We start from the raw sequence: 21,639 nt of genomic DNA, 5'->3' as shown, positions 1-21,639 counted from the left end.
CCTGCAAAAAGAGTAGAAAGAAACAAAAGGTTGAAATTACCAGTAAAAATCAATAAAAACAGATGTGGAAAAGAGTATTTTCAGATATATTTTTATCAGGTTCTGACTGCAACTCCCAACTTTTTACTCCATTTTTACTTTCCGGCTTTTCTTTCGGGTCTTTTGTCTTATTTTTTAGCATGAAAGCCGCTCTCCTGTGTCGAGCGTGACAAAAACGAAATGATAAAGCGAATGACGTTGTACTGGTCATAAATATTATTAAGTAGTCCTCTTTAGCGAAGGCGAATGACATTATACGGACAATAAATATTTTAGGACTTACGCACTTGAAATGAAAAATCATGCACATGCGGACTCATCAACATTATTTAAGTTTATACAGTTAAGTCTTTCTCGCTCGTGGTGTTAAATTCAACTGCGTAAGTCCTAATATTTATAAATAGATCTCTTGGGCGCAGCGAAAAGGATCTCATGCTGTTGCACTTGCAGTGCAACTCCCAGAAAATCTCCGATTTCCTGTGATCCCGAAGCGAAACTCGGGCTATTCAGGAATAAGTCAATTACCCCTGAGCTAAAGACTCAGAGGCTTCCTGCAAAAGGTTTATGGAACTTAATAGTAAGTGAATCTTTACAGACAAAGAAACAAAGAAAAGTAACAAACACTGACTGGTTAGTAATGCCGACCGGTTAATATATCTGCCCTTGACAGAATTTGCCTTTAACAGGATTTGATACTTATGACCCACCTTATTGTTGATAAGAATCGCTGCACACGGTGCGGCATTTGCGTAAAGGTATGCCTTTCAGGTATTATCGATTCAGTTGATGAGGTTCATCTTCCGCAAGTGAAAGACGAAAACATTTTACGCTGCCTCTATTGCGGGCACTGCGAAGCTTTCTGCCCGTCTGAGGCTCTCGTCCTGAACCTTCGCCCTGATGAGAAAGTTCCCCTGCCTGCAGATACTGGCAACATCTCTTCTGAGGACATAGCGTTCTATCTCAAGAAACGCAGGTCTATTCGGCATTTTACCAGAGAGCCTGTGCCAAAGGAGAAAATCCTCGAAGTCCTCGATATTGCCCACTACGCCGCATCCGGAACCAACGGTCAGCCAGTGCAGTGGCTCGTTGTCCATGATCCGGAGAAAGTAAGAAAGATTGCCGGGCTCACCATCGAATGGATGAAGAGTCTGGTGAACACCCCCCACCCGATGAGCGACTACGTACCTGCGCTTATTTCGGCATGGGATCAGGGATACGACATCATTTGCCGGGACGCTCCGCACCTGCTTTTCGCCCATATCCCTGAAGATAACCCAATTGCATCTGTTGATGCCACAATCGCCCTCACCCATTTTGATCTCGCTGCACCGGCATTCGGTATTGGTACCTGCTGGGCTGGCTTTGTTGCGGCTGCTGCCATGTTCTACGAACCTCTTCAGAAGGAACTCGACCTGCCTGCTGGCAGAAAATCTGCCTATGCAATGATGTTTGGCAACCCGCAGTACAAAGTTTATGGAATCCCTCGCAGGAAGCCCCTTGAAGTAACATGGAAGTGAAGTTTTTTAAAGGGTTGGTGGACGTTTCAGTCCCTTTTCCTCAAATATTCAGGAGCCTGTGGAATTTTGCGCATCATACCATATGACCTGCCTGCCGGATAGTACTCGGCACCAAGCTAAATTTTACCCGCCGTCTTTTCATATGCCATGTATTCGACAAATACAAGCGCCAGACCGATACCGACAGAAGTGCCTGCCGAGGTCCAGATATTTCCGTCCCGCACAATTCGGTCCTCCACTATTTCCACGTCACCCAATTCTCACAGCTTCCGGAGAGAAGACCAGTGGGTAGTTGTCTTGTTTTACATGCTGCCAATCACCTGTCTGTATCTGGTTCGGGCCTCTGATGAAAAGGAGAGGATGATACAAGAAATATTAATAGTTTAAATTAATAATTAATATGAAAGGCTTTTATATTTTTATTATAATATGTTGTATTGTGGGGAAGGATAATATGGGATTTCTAAGTGGTTTTTCCAACTTCTTGAGGTTCTGTCAGGCCTATGGAAGCTAAAGAATTTTTCAGCTACAGTTGAACCTATAAAATGACCAACCCTCTTGGACTTGAAAGCACAGTAAATTGTATGAAGAGGTGAAATCTTAATGAGTCGCCAATCTCCTCCAAAAAGGAAAGGTCAGAAACCAAAATTCGACCATGAAAAAATCGAAGAACTCCTCAAAGCAGGTGAGAAACCAGTTAAGATTATGCTTCTGTTGGGTTGTTCTTATGGGGTTTTACGGTATGTACGAAAGAAAATGGGAAGAAAGAAAGTATAATTTTGAAAAGATATTCATCTGTATTCGGTTAAGATATAATCGGTTAAGATATAATCTGTAAGAAATATGTTGCTTTTAATGCATTTTCCTGTTAACCTATTATTATTAAGTTTATTAGTCGGTGAGGGTGAAAAAATGACAAAAAAACAATTAGGGGTCGTTTGTACCTTCTTACTCATAATAACCCATATGTTCAGGCGATGGAAACATATGCAAAAATCTCATATCTGGAAGGGATTTTTAAGTGAATCAATGTGGGTAGAGGGTTATAGGGATCTATCGCGCTTCAATAAACTGGTTTTTTGGGTGAATTATCCTTTCTCTTATGCTAGATTTGTATATGATATTGTATGGGATCGTATTGACAGATTGTCTATTATATATTCAAGGGCAAGATCCACTAAATAAGGATTGAATTCCAAAAAATCTGAACTTCTCAAAGTATAATATATTTAGAGGTCAAAATCCCCTCAGTTATTGCTGTGGTTGACATGAACGAAATCGATAAGAAAGTCGCTGTTTCTATTATTCTCCCTAATTCACGCAGTATTTTGGAAGTTATTAAAGATTCTGGAAACGTCTACGATAATTATAGTCTTATAAGTTTTCTCTCCAGATCATCAAACTTTGTCATTGTTTAAAATAGTGTAGTTTGTCTGTATCTTTTTCCTTTGTCTGAGTGCTCTTCCTTCGGGGAGTAATTTATAACATCCATGAGTCTATCAAGAAAGCCGATCTGTCCTTTTCGTATTTTTTTCTTAGCTAGCTCAATATCAAACCAGCCTGCTTTGTCGACCTCGGGATACTCATGTACTTTTCCGGAGTTTTTTGGCCACTCAAGCGTAAATGTATTACTTACAACACCTGTTATATCCAGGTCTTTTTCAAGAGCCCATACATGCACTATTTTTCTGTTAGGTTGATTTAACTCTCCCAGATCAATAAACTCGCCGTCAACCTCAAACCCTGTTTCTTCTTTAAATTCTCTTTTTGCTGTGTCCAGAGGAGTTTCATGCTCTTCGGGTAGCCCTTTAGGTATTGACCACACTCCATAGTCTTTTTTTGCCCAGATTGGCCCACCCGGATGAACCAGCATTATTTCGAGTATCTCATTCCTGAACCTGAATAAGAGAATGCCATTGCTATAAGTACTCACTATTCTTCCCCCTCTCCAAAATGCTTTGATCTTCCTGCTCCATAATAAATTCGTGATACCTCCTTAATAAAGCAGAGTAGCCATTAAATGAGATCAGAAAAAACCTTATTTTTACCTGTGTCTATCAGAAAAAACCTTATTTTTATCTGTGTCTTACACTGTGTCTTACACTGTGTCTTACAATCAGAACTGCTCCGAGCACTGCTCCAAGCGTCCAGAAAAAGCTTATGAAAGGAATTCTTTTTGATTGAATAGTAGAACCTGATCCTTCTTGCTTATCTGCTGTTTCTTTATTATCTGATACTTCGGTATCACTTGTGTTATTATTAGTTTGATTAATTGAACTCAACAGTACATCCAGAGTAGTATGTTCATCAGGCGTTGTAGCTTTTCCATCCTCGGTTAATGTATATTTACCACGGTAAAAATCTGTAACTATGAAGTGTTCAGGACCAATATCCTTTGTATTCGGGTTAGTGTCTATTCTCAGAAAGAGCAAAACCTTTTCACCGGTGTTGAAACTTGGATCTGCATCTGTAGCCATGCTAAAATCCCCAACCGTCCCACCGGTGACTCTTACAATAAGTTCTCCGGACGGTGACGGATTTTTCAGGTATTCATCAACACTTATAACGATGTCAGTGTAAATGACGTCGTCAGGATATTCAAATTTAGAAAGTAATTTATGCGGTTGTTTTCCGTCTGCTGTATTCCATCTGGGTGTAAGTATTTCCTTAACTGTACCTATTACAATCGTATCGGAGTGGTCTCTTAACTCCTCATGGGTATACCATATGAAGTCGATACATATATCAATACCAATGGATTCACTGTTATTGTTTTCCAGTTTGAGATTATCGTTTGAAGGATCTGACAAAGCTAAAGCATTTAATGTCAGCAAAGAAAGAACCCAAACCAGAAAAATTCCATATTTTATAATTTTTCTCACGGTTTTGCCTCCGATTTATGAAGTTAAAATCAGGTTTGACTTAATACATTTAACAGAAATTAATGACTTATTGATAAATAGTTATAGGCTTTTTCTGGCCAGGTTCACAAATTAGCTTTTTTAATCTCCTTTTCAACTATATAAGTCTCCCTTTCTTTGATTGTTAGAGATTATGGTCAGAAAACTTATAAGGAATTAATAAAAAGGAGTTTAAAGAGTTCAAGAAATCGACTTTACTGCTGATAAAGACGGAGAGCCTCAATCAAGATCGTCGGATATAACCCGGAAGCGTATATATTTTTGGAGTGAAAGAATGGTTAAAAATGCAGGAAATAGAATGTTTCAGAAAAATGCAGGGTATAGAATGTTCCAGATTTTTCTTATTTTAATTCTGTTTTCGCAGTTTTCGAATGTAGCCGTTGCAGCAGCACCTGCAGAACAATGGAACAGGTCTTTTGGCGGAGATGGTGAAGATAGCTCCTGGTGTATTCGACAGACTTCAGACGATGGATATATCGTTGCAGGAATAAGCTCCTCATACGGCAAAGGTACGAAAGGCTATCCGGATGCCTGGCTTATCAAGGTTGATGAAAGGGGGAATCCGCAGTGGAATAAAACTTTCGGAGGGACGTATTTTGATGAGGGATACTTTGCCAGCCAGACCTCGGATGGCGGTTATGTGTTATCAGGCTATACATTTCCTTCCGGCTATGCTGAACCCTGGCTGGTCAGGACCGACAGTAATGGAAATGAGATATGGAACAGGGTATCTGATGAAATCACTCACGAGGATTATCTCAAATATAAGGCTGAACGTACCTCGGATGGGGGATACATAGTAGGGGATATGGTTGAGTATGAGATTGGAAGTTATTTCGCTGCACTTCTGGTCGATTATGATATCCGGATAACTAAATACGACATAAACGGCAATCAACAATGGAATAGTACCTTTGGCAAAAACCAGAGTCTTGAAACATTAAGTTCTGATTCTGTTAAGCAGACCCCTGGCGGTGGATATGCAATTGCCAGCACAACCAGATCAAAGGACTCAAACAGTGACGATATCTGGCTTGTAAAAACCGATGAATATGGTCAGGAGCAGTGGAATAAAACCTTCGGCAGCCCGAAGGATGATGCTGCAATCTCGATTTCGATTACTTCAGACAATGGTTATGTGCTGACCGGAAGGTATAATGATTCTTTTTCCCATGTTATAGATGGTTCTGCTTTCATACTAAAAACGGACAGTGAAGGTAATCAGGAGTGGATAAAAATATTTCCAAATTGCACGCTCTATTCCGGCCAGCAGACTTCAGACGACGGGTACATAGCCACAGGTGTTAAAAATGGGAATGCCTGGCTGGTTAAGCTGGCAGGTGATAGAGGAGGTGTTGACTATGGGAATGGGGAAGGTGTTGAACATAAGGAAATGGCAAACTGCAACGTCAGCTTGATAAAAAATAACATCTATAATATTTTTCCATGGGTTTTTCCCGTTAAACCACTTAAATAAGTGGGTTTTTCTTCACTTTGGTATGAAAGTACTTGATTTGAAAAGTACTTTCATCGCTTTGTGCCTGTTTTTCCGATTTTTTCTGATTTATTCTGATTTTTTACAAGACCGTTTTTGCACAGCAATGTCCATTTATTAGCAATCTATTAACAATCCGTCCCCTACAGGATTAAATTATTTATACTATTACTCATACTAATAAAATACAATATATAAAAATTTAATAGATATTTCATCTGAAATAAAATGAAATTTAGTCCATTGATGATTAATACGAATATGAGGAGATCTGAAAAAATGGGATTACTGTATAGAAAAAATAATTTTCAATTTTTAACAATTGCATGTTTAATCTTTCTTCTTTCCAGTGGAACAGCAGCTTCTACACCCATTGGACTGGTTCCACCTTCTCCACCTGCATTTTCAACCCTATACGTAGATGCTGGGGGCAGCGGTAATTATACAACCATCCAGGCTGCGGTAGACAATGCAAGCTCCGGAGATACGATCATTGTCTATCCGGGAACGTATACAGAGGTTGTAGATGTTAATGTAGCAAACCTCACCATTCGTTCCCTTTCCGGAAATCCCGACGATACGATTGTAAGAACGTTTTCCCCTAGCCACAATTTCAAAGTAATTGCCAATAACGTAACCATCAGTGGATTCAACATTACCGGGGAAGGATACTATACGGGAGTTTTCATAACCAGGGTTTCAGGGGTTAATATAATCAATAACAAGTTTTCGGGGAACGACTGCGCTATTCAGATGGAGAGTTCCAGCGGCTGCAACCTGATCAACAATACGGTTTCCGGTTCTACCAGTTACGGCTTCCATCTCAGCTCTTCCATCAACTGTCTTCTTGCCAACAACACAATTTCAAATACTGAGTATCAAGGCATCTATCTGTCTAATTCCGGCAGTTGCATCCTGACCGGTAATACAGTCTCGGATACTGGTTATGATGGCATTTACCTGAATAATTCCGGAAGCTGTGTCCTGACCGGTAACACAATCTCAAACACTGAAGATGGCATCGATCTGTACTCTTGCAGAGGCTGTAATCTTTCCGGCAACACAGTCTCAGATGCTTATGATTATGGCATTTATCTGTATTATTCCGGCAGCTGTAATCTTACCGACAATACAGTTTCAAACTCATATTACGGCATCAGCCTGGATTATTCCGATGAATGTGTCCTGAGAAACAACACTGCAATTTCGGGAATATATGGAATTAGCCTCTGGGATATCCAGAACTGTACATTTACAGGCAATAACATGTCTGGAAACTGGTACAATTTTGATCTCGATATCTACGAGATCTATGACTTTGATAACGCAACCGGGAATATAATTGATACCAGCAATCTTGTAGACGGAAAAGCGGTTTATTACCTTGAAGGGGAGCCAAATCCTTCAATTGGAAGTGATGCAGGGGTTATCTACTGCATAAACTGTGGAAATGCCGAAATTAAGGACCTTGTGCTACAGAACAACTCATATGCGGTTTTTCTGTATAATACGAGTTCGGAAATGCAAAACAACACTATAAACAACACTTTCTTTGGAGTCACAGTTTTATCTTCTCAGGACGTCAGGCTCTCGGACAACAGGATTGAAAACTCATGGGCTGGGATTGTGTTTGAAGAGGATATGAATATCACTCTTACTGAGAATACAGTTCAGAACTCTATATATGGGATTGTCACCTTTGATTCCGAGAACTGTTCACTTACGGGCAATTCTGTTCAGAATGCCTCAGAAGAGTACTCATACTATAGCTCTGTAAATTCAAAGCTTGTAAGAAGCGAGGAAAATACCCTCTCAAGGGAAAACACCCTCTCAAGGGAAAACACCCTCTCAAGGGAAAACACCCTCATAAGAGAAAATATCCTTGTAAACACGGACCTTGTGCAGTCCCAGGAAGCCTATGGCTTTGGGATCTATTCTATATATTGCCAGGATATCAGGCTCGAAAACAATGTCGTTGACCAGGCAGGCCTCACAGGAATTTTTATTGAGGATTGCCAGAATATCGGGCTTGTGAGAAACTCGGTACGGGATATCGGGTATATGGGAATTTATGCGGAAGATTCTTCCAATGTAGAATTTCTGGACAATACGGTTCAGAATGTAACAGGTGAGTATGCACTGCTTAGAGCTGGGAATTCTCCCCTTGTCAGCGGAAGTCTGGAACCCACAGGATATGGAATCGGTTTAGATTCTTTAGAGGATCTCAGGCTTGAGGGCAACACTGTTGAGGACTCTTATCAGGTCTGGGGCATTTATCTCTATGAACCTTTGAACGCAACCCTTGAAAGCAATACTCTTGAAAGCTGTAAGATTGGACTAGTATCCTACGATGGTGACAATTGCAGCATAAGTGACTGCTCCGTAACTAACTGTAGTTCCGGAGGAATCCTGATTCAAAATCTCCAGGAAGGCACAGGGGCTGAATATACAGTGACAGGATGCACGGTAGATGAAAGTGAAATCGGGCTTCTGTTAACAGGAGAAAGCATCCTTGCCGGGAATACTTTGTCCGGCAATTCTTACGGAATCGTGCTCTATGATGTAAATAACAGCCTTATCTACGACAACACCGTGGTCGAGAACAGCCTGGCAGGACTTGCCCTTGATCTGGACCAGACTGAAATTATGTCCCGCATCGGGCTTGTAGGGGATACTGAAGGTCCGGAAAGTGGAAATAACACGATTTACAACAACTATTTCAACAACGTAAACAACACCCTCATTTACAGCGAGGCTAACAACACCTGGAACATCAGCAAAACTTCAGGGGAAAGTATAGTCGGAGGTCTGTATCTTGGAGGCAACTACTGGGCAAATCCCAACGGGACAGGCTTTTCTGAAAACTGTACGGATGCTGACAAGGACGGAATTGCAGACTCCTCCTATGAATTCGTAAACGGGACCTTTGACTATCTGCCCCTTACGATTATTCCCTCTACGACAACAAGGCACAAAAGCTCTGCTAATTACATTCCTTCGAGTGAAGGAAGCACAGGTGTTACAGGCATTGACAGCTCACAGAAAAGAGTTGTTGCTGGGTCCGAAACCACCTTTATCTTTAATAATCCTGTTTCCGGCGTACTGGGCCTGAGTTTCACTTCACAGCAGTATTCTGGAAATGTCATCATAAGGATTGAGGTTCTTGGAGACGGAAGTTCCGGAGAAAAACCCGACGGAGAAGTCTACCAGTGGATGAACATCCTGGTCGGAAACGAACGATTCGAAAGTGGAAACAACATCAATGGAGCGGATATTAACTTCAGGGTATCCAAAAGCTGGGTAGAAGAAAACAATATTGATGTCTCTACCATAACAATGGACAGGTTCCACGATGAAGAATGGAATTCGCTTCTCACAGAAATGACATATGAAGACAAAGAATACTACTATTTCAAGGCAGCAACTCCGGGCTTCTCCCTTTATGCGATTACAGGAGACAAACTCGGGGCTATAGTGATCACTCCGGCTGAAGAGGAAGAAACCAGGACAGTCACCGGCAAAGAGCAAACAGGTGACGTTGAAAAGAGCACACCTGGGTTCGAGAGTTCCTTTGCGTTTTTCGGAATCCTTGCTTTGGTATTCTTTGCAAAGAAAAGAATCCTGAAATAAACAATTTGAAAAATAGGGGATGTTACTTTATATTCCCTGATTTTCTTATTTTGCCTTTGAACTTTTATTTTTGAGCTGTTTTTGTTTTCTTTTTCTTCTCAACCCTTCATTTTTGCAGGCTCATCCAAAATGAGAACGATTATTTTGTGAGTGCTTGTCCTAATAAGGAGTATGTTCCCGAAACCAGAAAATCAAATCCTGAAACCCGCGAAAAAGGAGAAGAGAAAAAACAAACATAAATTTAAGAAAGTAATAAAAATGATTGAGGTTTCGGGAATAAAACAGGAAACCCGTTAAATCTTTAGATTTAGCGGGTAGTTGACCTTCTTTCCTGTAAAAGTTAAATCCTGATGAAATAGAAGTTAAAGCTCGACAGCAACATAACTTTTCCTCAGACCAGCTCAGCCTTTGTGATTTTTATTTCAGTTTTCGGGCGGTCCTGGCGATCGGTCTTTACCTTCCCCATGGCTTCGACAACTTCCATACCTTCTACGACCTTTCCGAAAACAGGGTGGTTTTTATCAAGGTGAGTGTTATTTACAAGGTTAATAAAGAACTGACTCCCACCTGTGTTCGGGCCTGCATTTGCCATTGAAATCGTGCCCTTGTCGTTCCGGTTGTGTTTCGTGAATTCATCCGGGATCTCATAACCGGGTCCTCCCATGCCCGTTCCTGTCGGGTCTCCGCCCTGGATCATGAATTTGTCAATTATCCTGTGGAAAATCACGCCGTCATAGAAGCCCTTTTCCACAAGTTTTGCAAAGTTTCCTGCCGTAATCGGCATGTCTTCAAACAGTTCAAGAGTGATGTCACCCATAGTGGTGTGCAAAACCACTTTCTTACCCTTCCATACAGCCATTTCAGTTCCTCTACCGATCTTTTAGTCTTATGTGAACTACCCCACCCTGCTTTCTGATGAAAGTGAGGACGGAGCTTCCGTCGAGTGATTACGTCACCTGGATATTTGCAGTTATGCAAGTATCCATCTGTAATCCTGTTTGTCAAAGATTATCAGAAAATTTCTGATAGCCTGTCCACAAAGCATTCTGTGATAAGAATCGCTTAATGATGTTGATAGCACTATTTCTATCTCTATCAATAACGTTTCCGCAATCACATTTCATAATTCTTTCCCAAAGAGGCATGTCGTGTCTTTTTCCACAGACACAGCACTCCTTTGATGTATAAGTTTCATCAATTCTTATTACTTTTTTACCTGTAAGCTTTGCTTTGTAGGTCAAGAATTCGATGAAACGAGAAAGATATCCTTGATTCTGAGTTGATCTATTCTGAGAACGTTTTCTTTTTCCAGTTACTTTCTGATTAAGTCATATTTTTTACATTAAGATCACCAACAATTATTGTATTGGCTCTGGTGTTCTCAATCATAGTTTTGGTGTAGAAGTTGACGGCTTTCATCCCCCACCTGTCGCTTACGCTCCGAGGAAGGGGACTTCCCGCCTTAGAGTTAAACTTATTATTATGTGTGCCTGTCTTTCTGTCGGCTTTTTGTGCATTGTATGCTCGCCTTACATGTAAATCCTTCGCCACCCGAATTGCGCCTCGGGAGTACGCGGTCCTTTTCGCTGCGCTCAAGAGGACTTTCAAGAGGACTTATTTATGGACAAGTAACGGTTACTTTTCGCTGCGCTCAAGAGGACTTTCAAGAGGACTTATTTATGGACAAGTAACGGTTACTTTTCGCTGCGCTCAAGAGGACTTTCAAGAGGACTTATTTATGGACGCTGATCTGAACGTCGCTTAAGATGTATAATTTATGATTAGAGTTGTGAACTTTTCTCAGGGGACTAATTAAGAGGCTACAGCTTTTTTTCTCTTAGTTGCACTGTGAATTAAACAGTTTACAGTCTTTTTCGCTTTTCTCAGGGGGAAAAGTGTCCGGAACTTCGGGCATTTCAGGAGGCAAAAATCAGTGAGATGCAGTGTCTTAATTCCTGATTATTGTTCATGATTTTAGATGCCCGCGAACTTCATTGATAGTGTATTTGAAGAAGGCTATTGAGAAGGAGAGTTTTAAAGCCAGATCAAGACTGTTAAAGTTTTTGAAAAATAATTCCAATATTATAATTTTGAAGTTTGTAAATATAAAGTTTTTGAGAGAAATTGGGATTTTTCTTATCTTATAGCGCAACTTGATACTTTATTTTCTAAACATTCAGTACACAGTAGTTTAAATATTATCAAACATGAAAAAAAACATGAAAAAAAATCTGTACAAACTTTTCATTATATTGTCCTTTTGAAGGTATTCAACTTATACAATTATTTTACATAAATCATTACGTATTTATAGGCAGCATTGTTTATTTTTTAACAGGGAAGAAAATACGTTAAGTTCTGTTAAGTTCCGTTAGGTTCCGTTAGGTTCCGTTAGGTTCCGTTAGGTTCCATTAAATTTCTTAAAGTTCTGATAAACAATAGTGGGGAAAATTGTTATGGACAGATTCCAGGTCTTTTGCCTGTGGATAGCCGCAGGACTCTTCATCATTCTATCTGTACTTCCAGCTTCAGCAAAAACAACTTATGAAGCCGGGACAGTTCTTGAAAATGAAAACGGGGAAATAAATTTAACAGGATACTCAACGACTTCATATAACAAAACTGAAGTTGTTGAAGAGGAGGTGGGCCTAGGCTTCCGTTTTCTCGAGTCCATGCTTCGCCTGCTTGACCTCAACCTGAACCTTATAAACAAGACCCTCAACGACCACTCTGGAGAATATCCTTTCCTGCAGTCCACAATAGAGGGAACATCTACAGGTATAGACACGGTGGACTCAACGATTGTTTATGTGAAAGATCCCTCAAACATGAGTAGCGCAAAATCAGCTATGAATACTTTCGACAGTTCGATTGCGGATCTGAACGCGAGCCTCGTATATCCGCAGGACATGCTCGATGCTGCAAACGCAACCCTCGGGCAGCCTGAAGGCACAACACCGATCCTTGAAGACATGTACAAAATAACAAAGGCAATGGTCATGATTTATGACCACATTGAGAACTAACCGGGTAGAGGGGACCTGTGAAATTTTAAGGATTTTTGCTATCAGGTCCCAGTTTATTTTACTTATAAGGTTCGGGGAAACTCAGTAATTGGGAGATACTATATCAGGAACCTAAATGGTATCCACCCGCTTTTTTTTCAGCGATCAGACGCGGCTTGAGCCCGACGGTTTTTATCAAAAAAGTTATAAGTTCAGCCCACTTCCTCGCAAGCTTCTTACTGGATTACGAGAGAATATCGTATTTTTCGGTTTTAACCTCTTTATTTCATATGCAGAATTTTAAAACACAGTTGATTATAATCGTCAGAACATAATCCAAAAAATATATTTGATCCTCAACGAATAAATCAGAATCACAAGCTTTTTACTGGAATATTAATAAGAGATAGTCATATAATTCGATTCCAACCAATATTCAATTCCAACCCCTTCATTCCATATGCAGAATTTTAAACCACAATTTCCATTCTCATCAGAACAGGACCAAAAAACATGCCTTTAACCCTCAATGAACTCAACACTCACCTTTTCAAAGCCGCAGACATCCTGCGGGGCTCAATTGATAGTTCCGAATACAAGCACTACATTTTCGGGATGCTTTTCCTGAAAAGGCTCTCTGACCAGTTTGATGAAAATATCATCCGGGTTACGGAAGAACTCGTAAAAGAAGGCATGCCTGATGCCAAAGCAAAAGAGATTGCTTTAACTGACAAAGACGAGCACGGAGGCAGCTTTTTCGTCCCTCCTCGCGCCCGCTGGTCCGAACTTGAAAAGAAGTCTTCTGACATCGGAGAGGCTATAAACAAAGCCTTTGAAGTCCTGGAACACGAAAATTCTTCTCTTGAAGGCGTGCTGATCGCGATTGATTTTAACGACAAGGGACGCATATCCGATGCCGTTCTCCAGAAGCTTATCACTCATTTTGGGAGATACAACCTGGCAAACCATTCCCTTGAAAATAAAGACATGCTGGGCAGGTCCTACGAATATCTGATCAAACACTTCGCAGACGATGCCGGAAAGAAAGGCGGGGAATTCTACACCCCTGAAGAAGTGGTCCGGCTCCTTGTAAAGCTGGTCAAGCCCGCTGAGGATATGCGCATCTGCGATCCCACATGCGGCTCAGGCGGCATGCTTATCGAATGCATCCACTATTTGCAGAAACACGGCAAAAACCAGAACAAAATCTCCCTTTTCGGGCAGGAAAAGAACCTCAACACCTGGGCCATCTGCAAGATGAATATGCTCCTGCACGACATCCTCGATGCCAGGATCGAGAAAGGCGACACGATGGCCGACCCCAAGCTGCTGGACAACGGCGAACTGATGGTTTTCGACCGAGTTTTAGCTAACCCGATGTGGAACCAGAAAGAGTGGTCAAGAGACTGGCTCGCCAAAGGCGACCCTTATTCCCGTGTTAAATACGCGCTCCCGTCCGCCTCTTCTGCCGACTGGATGTGGATTCAGCACATGACTGCAACCCTGAACTCGTCGGGCGTGCTTGGAATTGTGCTTGACAACGGCGTTCTCTTCCGCGGCGGGCAGGAAAAAGCCTCCCGCCAGGGTTATGTTGACGATGACCAGATCGAAGCTGTCCTCGCCCTCCCCCAGAACCTTTTCTATAACACAGGTAGTCCAGGCACGATTTTAATCTTCAACAAAAACAAGCGCCCGGAAAGAAAAGGCAAAATCCTCTTCATCGACGCCTCTTCCGAATATGAAGAAGGAAAAGCCCAGAATTTCCTGCGGGACATCAATGTTGAGAAGATCGTCTCGGCTTTTGACGGCTTTGCAGATATTGAAAAGTTCTGTGCCGTTGTCGGGAAAGAGAGCATTGTCGAAAATGATTACAACCTGAACGTTTCCCTTTATGTGGACACCTCAGAAGCTGAACCTGAAATTGATGTAGCAGCGGTCAACGAAGAGTTAAAAGAGCTTATCAGGCAGAGAGACGAGTCCTACAGTGAAATGCAGGCTTATTTGAAGGACCTCGGGTACGAGGAATGAAGAGGAATGAGAAATCTCTTAATTTTGGGCTCACTTTGGGAAATATTAAATTGGTCACTCACTGCGTGGCCAATTGAGAGGAGAACGCACGGACACTTTAAAATTATAAATTCACCAAGCACTGCTTGACAAATTCAAGAGGAATAACTATTTCGGGGCAACTGAGTAGCTTCTTTCGACCGTTCTTGTCCCGCGCCTCAGCGCGGCTGGAACATAATGACTTCGAGCAAATAAAAACGCAAATATCAGATACCCTGTAGAAGAAAAGTATCAAAAAATTAACAATTTAGAAGTTAACGACCGATTGCTAAATTAAAAGGGAATGGCATCCAACTTTGCAAGTTTTTAAATTCATCACGCAGTGCGTGATGAATTGGATAAAATGAAAAAATCGTGTTCATGTAATACATTTTATACTAATTTTCTAGAAGGAGTTTGGGTTTAATGGACGAAATACTCTCCAGAGATTTTGAATCCATATACAGCGAAGTAAGGCATGTAATTGAAAATGCAAGGGACAGCATTTACAGAAATATCAATTTCAATATGGTGCTTGCCTACTGGAACATAGGCAAGATAATTGTTGAAGAGGAGCAGAAAGGGAGTAACAGGGCAGAATACGGCACGTATCTACTCAAACTACTGGCAGAAAGATTGACAGACGAGTTTGGGAGGGGTTTCACTCTTACTAATTTAAGGTACATGAGGCAGTTTTACTTTGCTTTCCCAATTCATCACGCACTGCGTGATGAATTGTCCTGGACGCATTACAGACTGCTCCTCAAAGTAGGAAAAGAAGATGCGAGAAGTTTTTATCTTGTTGAAACCGCCAAAAACAAATGGAGCACAAGAGAACTGGAAAGACAGATGGATTCCTTGCTCTACGAAAGGCTCGCTTTAAGTAAAGATCCCGCTGAAGTAAAGAAACTCTCAACCCAGGGCCAGCTAATAAAAACCTCTAAAGACCTGATCAAAGACCCTTATATTCTTGAATTCCTGGGAATAAAACAACAGCAAAACTTTCTTGAAAAAGACCTTGAAGATCTCCTCATCAGCCGCCTTCAGGAATTTCTCCTTGAACTGGGAGCAGGCTTTGCTTTTGTGGACCGCCAGAAAAGGATAACCGTTGACGGAGATCATTATTACATCGATCTCGTTTTCTACAACTACATTCTCAAATGCTTCGTTTTAATAGACCTCAAACTTGGCAAACTCACCCATCAGGACATCGGCCAGATCGACTTCTACGTCCGGTACTTCGAAAAAGAAGAAAAACAGCCCGGAGACAACCCGACCATCGGCCTGATCCTCTGCTCAAACAAAAACGAAGCAATGGTAAAGTACACTCTGCTTAACGAAAGCAAGAATCTCTTTGCCTCAAAATACAAACTTTACCTGCCAAGTGAAGAAGAACTGAAGAAGGAACTGACCAGAGAAAGAGAATTGATAGAACAGGAAAAGAGGCTTGCAAATGGAGAATAAAAACGTTAAAGTGCCGAATGGTTATAAGAAAACGGAATTGGGAGTGATTCCGGAAGAATGGGAAGTTGGAGAATTAGGGACTTGCATTAAACAAGTAAAAGAATCTGTACTACCCGAGAGCACAGGTAAAACAATTTACGTGGGATTGGAACATATCAGCTCTGGAGAAACAAAGCTAACCAATTATGGTAGATCTGATTCTGTAAAAAGCTTAAAATTCAAGTTTACGAAAAATAACATATTATACGGTAAATTACGTCCTTATCTAGATAAAGCAGTTTTAACAGATAAAGAGGGAATTTGTTCCACTGATATTATCGTAATTGAATGTAAAGATAGTTCGATAAAAGAGTTTGTCATATACATCCTGCACTCTAAACAATTTTTGGACTATATAAATGGGACTACAGCAGGAAGCAACCTCCCACGAACGTCATGGCAGTCAATATCAAAATATAAAGTTCCATTACCACCTTTTTCAGAGCAACAAAAAATCGCCTCCATCCTCTCAAAAGTCGATGAACAAATCGAACAGACAGAGCAGATTATTGAGAAAACTGAAATATTAAAAAAAGGTCTGATGCAGAAACTGCTTACAAAAGGGATAGAGCACACAACATTTAAAGAAATTAAAATTGGGACAAAATATTATAATATTCCTATTACTTGGGAAGTAAGGAATATTGAATCAACATTTTTATTAAAAGGAAGAATCGGATGGCAGGGTCTTACTACTAAAGAATATTTAAACGAAGGAAATTACTGTTTGGTTACAGGAACTGATTTTGAGAGAGGTAGAATCAATTGGGATACTTGTGTATATGTTTCTGAAGAAAGATATTTACAGGATTCGAATATCCAATTGAAAGATGGAGATATATTAGTTACTAAAGATGGAACCATTGGAAAAATTGCATATGTAGACAAATTAGAAAATCTTGCTACGTTGAATAGTGGAATATTTGTATTGAGATCATTAAATAACGGGTGTTATCCAGAATATTTATACAATATATTGAATTCTTTTTACTTTGAATTGTTTATTTCAGTCCTAAAAGCAGGTTCAACAATTTCACATTTATATCAAAAAGATTTTACAAAATTCAGTTTTCCTCTTCCTCCTCTCCCCGAACAACAAAAAATCGCCTCCATCCTCTCAAAAGTTGATTCCCAGATTCAGGACAACCAGAGCTATTTACACAAACTTCAAGAACTTAAAAAAGGACTTATGCAGGATCTTCTTACAGGAAATGTAAGAGTGTGCGTATAATGGCAAATTTAAATTTTGGTCCTCTCGAGCGCAGCGAGAAGGACGCGTGCTCCCGACGCGCAATTCGGGCAGGAAAAGTAAGAGTGTGCGTATAATGGCAGACGAATCCCAGCTCCAGATTGATGAATACACCCTTGTGGAAAAACCGGCTCTTGATTTATTTGATAAGCTGGGGTACAACTACCTTGACGGGAAAAAGCTGAAAAAAGAGCCGCAGCAGTTCTTTTTGCTGGACATCCTGAAACGGAAGATTCAGGAGATAAATCCCTGGCTTGATGAGGTCGGGCTGAATAAGGCGGTCAGGGAGATCACGGTTGTACAGGCGGCGTCTTTAGTTGAAGCTAATGAGCTGCTGTATTACAAGCTGGTCAACTATACCAGCTTCAAGCAGGACCTGGGGTTTGGGAAGAAGTCGCAAACTGTTAAGTTTATTGATTTTGATGAGCCTGAGAAGAACGAGTTTACGGTTGTCAACCAGTTTTATGTTAAGAATAATGATTTTACGATCATTCCTGACCTTGTGGTTTTTGTAAATGGGATTCCGCTGGCTGTGCTTGAGTGCAAAAGCCCGAATTTGCAGGAGCCGATTGACGAGGCAATTTCCCAGCTTTTCGGGTACAGGGAGAAGAACGAGCAGTTTTTTTACCCGAACCAGATCCTTGTTGCACTTGCGCGGTACAGGGCGACTTATGCTTCCACTTTTTCGCCTGCAAAATATTTCCTTGAGTGGAAAAAGCCGTATCCTCTGAACGAGAGGGAACTTGTTTCTCTTCTTGGAAAAGAAGGGAAGGAACTGCCTGCTCAGGATATTCTGCTATACTCGCTTTTTTCAAAGGAGAATTTTCTGGACATTCTCAGGAGTTACATTGTTTTTGAGACCGAAAACAACGGTGTGAATAAAAAACTTTGCAGGTACAACCAGTACATTGCAAGCAACAAAATTCTTGAACGGATGGCAGAGGGCAAAGGTGGGGTAATCTGGCATACGCAGGGGAGCGGAAAATCGCTCACCATGACCTATACGGCTCTGAAAATCCGCAGGATTGAAAAAGTGCCCGGGACCTCGCTTGAAAATCCCTGCATCCTGATTGTAACGGACAGGAATGACCTTGATTCTCAGATTTCAGGCACGTTTAAGAATTGCAGCTTCCCGAATCCCGTACCTGTGGAAAGTGTGGAGCAGCTAAAAGACGAGCTGAAAACCCCCACTGGAAAGACTCTTTTTACCACGATCCAGAAATTTACCTCGAAAAACGGCGAAACTTACCCCGAACTGTCCAGCTCGGAAAACATCATTGTTTTTGCTGACGAAGCCCACAGGAGCCAGTACGGGAAAGCGGGATACGGGAAAACGGCTGCGAAGGAAAACAAAGAGGATGAGAAGGTAAACACCAGCCTGGGCTGGGCTCTGAATATGAGGACAGCAATCCCGAATGCCTTATTCATCGGCTTTACCGGCACTCCGATTGATAAAAACGACAAATCCACGCGCAGGGAATTTGGAGATTATATTGACAGATACCTGCCGAAACAGTCCATAGCCGACGGGGCAACCGTCCAGATCAAATATCAGGCAAGGCTTCCGAAAGTCCATATCCTGGGAAGCGAGCTTGACGTTGCTTTTGATTCCGAATTTGCTGATTACACCGACCTTGAACAGGAAGCCATCAAGGAAAAAGCTGGCAAGTACAGGACGATTGCCGAAGACGAGGACCGGATAAGGGTCATCTGCAAAGATATCCTCGAACACTACACAACCGCTGTCAGGCCCGAAGGCTTCAAGGCGCAGATCGTAACCCCTTCAAGGGATGCAGCCGTTACCTACAAATGGGTTCTGGACGAACTAGAGGCTCCTGAATCGGAAATCATCATCTCCTCAAGCCCAAAAGACGAACCGCACGCCGAAATCCGGAAGTACTACAGGACAAAAGCCCGGCAGAGGCAGATAATTAAAAAGTTCAGGAAACCGTTTGATGAAGAAAACAAACTGGCTTTCCTGATCGTCTGCGACATGCTCCTGACCGGCTTTGATGCGCCAATCGAGCAGGTCATGTACCTTGACAAGCCGCTCCGGGAACACAACCTCATGCAGGCAGTTGCAAGGGTAAACCGCCCCTACACCGAAAACAAAACTCACGGCTTAATTATCGATTACTGCGGGATTTCCAAGCGGCTCAAAGAAGCCCTTGACATTTTCAACGAAGGGGATATTGCAGGCTATCTCGAACACCTTATGGACGATGTCCCGAAAGCCGAGCAGGCGGCAAACAAGGTAAAAAGGTTCTTCAAAGACGTGCCTACAACTTACGATTCCGCCGAATACGTGGACAGGTGCGTGCTTGATGTCCTGAGCGCCGAAGATACGCGGATCAGGTTTGAAAGGGCTTTCAAGGAATTTGTCGCCCTTGTAAACAACATCATCCCCAATCCCGAAGCAAACCGCTTCAGGCAGGACGTCTACCTCTACGGCAGGATCTACAACGCGATGCGGACAAACTACAGCATAAAAGCCCCGAGTGTGCTCGAAGCTGTCCCCAAGGCTAAAGCGCTGATCCACGAATACCTCGAATCAAACGGCATCAAAGTCTTCCATGACCCTGTTTCCATTTACTCCTCCGAGTTCAATGACATCGTCAACAAAAAGACCTCACAGGAAGCAAAAGCAAGCCTGATCCAGCACAAGGTAAGGACCACGATCAGTAACCTTCTTAACACAAATCCTATTTACTACACCTCCCTCAGAGAAAAGCTCGAAAAACTGATTGCAGAGCATGAACAGGAGCTTATTTCCACCACAGCCTTCCTGGCTGACCTTGACAAAATCAAAGCCGGGCTTGATGTCGAAGTTGTTGCAAGAAAACACGGAATGAGCAGGGAAGAGTTTGCAGTTTTCCAGATGGTCAGGGCTGCTTATATCCAGCTTCAGGCCGGAGCCGAAAAAGCTTCCGTGAACCCTTCCGTTCACCTTACAGAAGAGGACGAGAAAAAGCTCGCAGGCGTTTCCCTCTCACTGTTTTCATCCTTGAACGGGCTTGCGGTAATCGACTGGAGGCAAAAACCCGAACAGCAAAAAATAATGCTTAAAACGATCAAAAGGGAATTGTATAAAATTGATTTTGACATCGAAACGGCTGAAAGGGAGAGCCATAATATTCTCAACCTTGCCAGGAACCTGCTGTAAATAGAAAATTGAATAAAAAAATGACTACAGATGATAAGGGAGCAAAGAGAAATATAATACATAAAATGGCCAAAATGAATTATATAAAAGTAAATTTTGGATAAAAATGGCTGAAATTGAAAGATAATATTCTCAACCTTTCCCGAAACTTACTGTAAATTATAACCTTGTTGTAAATCGGAAACTTGCTGTAAATAGCACAGATAACAGGGACCGATAACAGACCGATATAAACAGACAACGGGACTGACAATGGAGCAAATAAAAATCGGAAACACTCTTGTTGATTACCTTATAACCTATTCTTCCCGGCAGAAAACCATTGAGCTGGTAATTGATCTGGAATCCGGGTTTACAGTCAAAGCTCCGGGAAACATGACTAAAGAAGAGGTTGCTGCAAATCTTCGACGGAAAGCCAGCTGGATCATAACCAACCTCGACAAAATGAACGAGGTTATAAGAAATGAGACCCGGAAAGAATTTGTAAGCGGAGAAAAATTTCCGTACAAAGGCAAGCACTACAGGTTAAAAGTAGTGCAGATAAATGAAGAAATAATCCCATCCCTGACCTTTACCCACAGCAAATTCATAGCCCATGTGCCAGTAAATGTTCCTGAATTTGACTATCCCCGCATTATACAGCCTTTATTCATCAGTTTTTATCACGAAAAAGCAGAAAAAGTTCTCAACCAGAGGGCCAGAAAGTATCTGCTGTATTTTGAAGAAAAGCCTTCCCTGATAAAGATCCAGGCCTTGAAAAACAAGTGGGGAAACTGTTCAAAGACAAACCAGTTGAGGTTCAACTGGAGGGTTGTTATGGCTAAAATGTCAATTATCGACTATGTGGTCGTCCACGAGCTCTGCCACACGAAATATAAAGACCATTCAAAAGCTTTCTGGAATGAGGTGCAGAAAATCCTGCCGGACTATGAGGAAAGGAAAGAGTGGTTGAGGGTTCATGGAGATTTGCTGAAGATATAAATCTCGGGTCATCTCGTTATAGATCTGAATTTTAGCATTCTGATCTTTACAACATCATTCGCTGTTGTGAACTACCACTCAGTTAAAGAC

The 21,639-nt window shown here is 41.6% G+C and carries 15 protein-coding genes; 10 read left to right on the top strand and 5 right to left on the bottom strand.

The window, feature by feature from the left end; translation table 11 throughout:
• Positions 1–49: 49 nt before the first annotated feature.
• The gene (locus tag MSWH1_RS20505) at positions 50–181 is read right to left on the bottom strand and encodes a hypothetical protein (RefSeq protein ID WP_255350493.1); all 132 of its coding nucleotides are present in this window, start codon (positions 179–181) and stop codon (positions 50–52) included.
• 556 nt (positions 182–737) lie between these two features.
• On the opposite strand from MSWH1_RS20505, the gene MSWH1_RS07915 reads away from it, so the two are divergent.
• Positions 738–1,556: a nitroreductase family protein gene (locus tag MSWH1_RS07915; protein WP_048127560.1), complete on the top strand. Its 819-nt coding sequence runs from the start codon at positions 738–740 to the stop codon at positions 1,554–1,556.
• Positions 1,557–2,159: 603 nt separating this feature from the next.
• The gene (locus MSWH1_RS19615; RefSeq protein ID WP_197074627.1) at positions 2,160–2,333 is read left to right on the top strand and encodes a hypothetical protein; all 174 of its coding nucleotides are present in this window, start codon (positions 2,160–2,162) and stop codon (positions 2,331–2,333) included.
• A 637-nt stretch (positions 2,334–2,970) separates the two neighbouring features.
• Here the strand turns inward: MSWH1_RS19615 and MSWH1_RS07900 are convergent.
• Together MSWH1_RS07900 and MSWH1_RS07895 are read right to left on the bottom strand one after the other, a co-directional pair.
• Positions 2,971–3,489: an NUDIX domain-containing protein gene (locus MSWH1_RS07900; protein WP_048127556.1), complete on the bottom strand. Its 519-nt coding sequence runs from the start codon at positions 3,487–3,489 to the stop codon at positions 2,971–2,973.
• Between the two features lie 142 nt (positions 3,490–3,631).
• On the bottom strand, positions 3,632–4,438 hold the full coding sequence (locus MSWH1_RS07895; protein ID WP_197074626.1) for a hypothetical protein: 807 nt from the start codon (positions 4,436–4,438) through the stop codon (positions 3,632–3,634).
• A gap of 337 nt (positions 4,439–4,775) precedes the next feature.
• On the opposite strand from MSWH1_RS07895, the gene MSWH1_RS07890 reads away from it, so the two are divergent.
• Positions 4,776–5,954 (top strand): hypothetical protein, encoded by a 1,179-nt coding sequence (locus tag MSWH1_RS07890; protein ID WP_231591934.1) that lies wholly within the window; start codon positions 4,776–4,778, stop codon positions 5,952–5,954.
• Positions 5,955–6,251: 297 nt separating this feature from the next.
• The gene (locus MSWH1_RS07885) at positions 6,252–9,602 is read left to right on the top strand and encodes a NosD domain-containing protein (RefSeq protein ID WP_052723143.1); all 3,351 of its coding nucleotides are present in this window, start codon (positions 6,252–6,254) and stop codon (positions 9,600–9,602) included.
• 391 nt (positions 9,603–9,993) lie between these two features.
• Here the strand turns inward: MSWH1_RS07885 and MSWH1_RS07880 are convergent, their stop codons facing one another.
• Both MSWH1_RS07880 and MSWH1_RS19985 read right to left on the bottom strand, forming a co-directional pair.
• Entirely contained in the window at positions 9,994–10,461 is a 468-nt protein-coding gene (locus MSWH1_RS07880) for a peptidylprolyl isomerase (protein WP_048127554.1), read from the bottom strand.
• Positions 10,462–10,603: 142 nt separating this feature from the next.
• Entirely contained in the window at positions 10,604–10,843 is a 240-nt protein-coding gene (locus tag MSWH1_RS19985) for a transposase (protein WP_231591933.1), read from the bottom strand.
• Positions 10,844–12,058: 1,215 nt separating this feature from the next.
• Between MSWH1_RS19985 and MSWH1_RS07870 the strand changes: the two genes are divergently transcribed.
• From MSWH1_RS07870 to MSWH1_RS07845, 6 genes are all read left to right on the top strand, one after another.
• A complete protein-coding gene (locus MSWH1_RS07870) occupies positions 12,059–12,628 on the top strand; it encodes a hypothetical protein (protein WP_048127550.1) in 570 nt (189 codons plus the stop codon).
• Positions 12,629–13,120: 492 nt separating this feature from the next.
• Entirely contained in the window at positions 13,121–14,635 is a 1,515-nt protein-coding gene (locus MSWH1_RS07865) for a type I restriction-modification system subunit M (RefSeq protein WP_048127548.1), read from the top strand.
• A 444-nt stretch (positions 14,636–15,079) separates the two neighbouring features.
• Positions 15,080–16,117 (top strand): YhcG family protein, encoded by a 1,038-nt coding sequence (locus MSWH1_RS07860; protein ID WP_048127546.1) that lies wholly within the window; start codon positions 15,080–15,082, stop codon positions 16,115–16,117.
• Positions 16,107–17,387 (top strand): restriction endonuclease subunit S, encoded by a 1,281-nt coding sequence (locus MSWH1_RS07855; RefSeq protein WP_052723142.1) that lies wholly within the window; start codon positions 16,107–16,109, stop codon positions 17,385–17,387. Before MSWH1_RS07860 ends, MSWH1_RS07855 begins: the two co-directional genes overlap by 11 nt.
• Before the next feature lie 94 nt (positions 17,388–17,481).
• Entirely contained in the window at positions 17,482–20,568 is a 3,087-nt protein-coding gene (locus MSWH1_RS07850; RefSeq protein ID WP_048127544.1) for a type I restriction endonuclease subunit R, read from the top strand.
• A 252-nt stretch (positions 20,569–20,820) separates the two neighbouring features.
• A complete protein-coding gene (locus MSWH1_RS07845) occupies positions 20,821–21,549 on the top strand; it encodes a M48 family metallopeptidase (RefSeq protein ID WP_048127542.1) in 729 nt (242 codons plus the stop codon).
• Positions 21,550–21,639 lie beyond the last annotated feature (90 nt).

It is taken from the genome of Methanosarcina sp. WH1, assembly GCF_000970005.1.
In the GTDB taxonomy this organism is placed as follows: domain Archaea; phylum Halobacteriota; class Methanosarcinia; order Methanosarcinales; family Methanosarcinaceae; genus Methanosarcina.
Note: the sequence above shows the minus strand (reverse complement) of the source record. Positions and strands in the feature narration are given on the sequence as shown.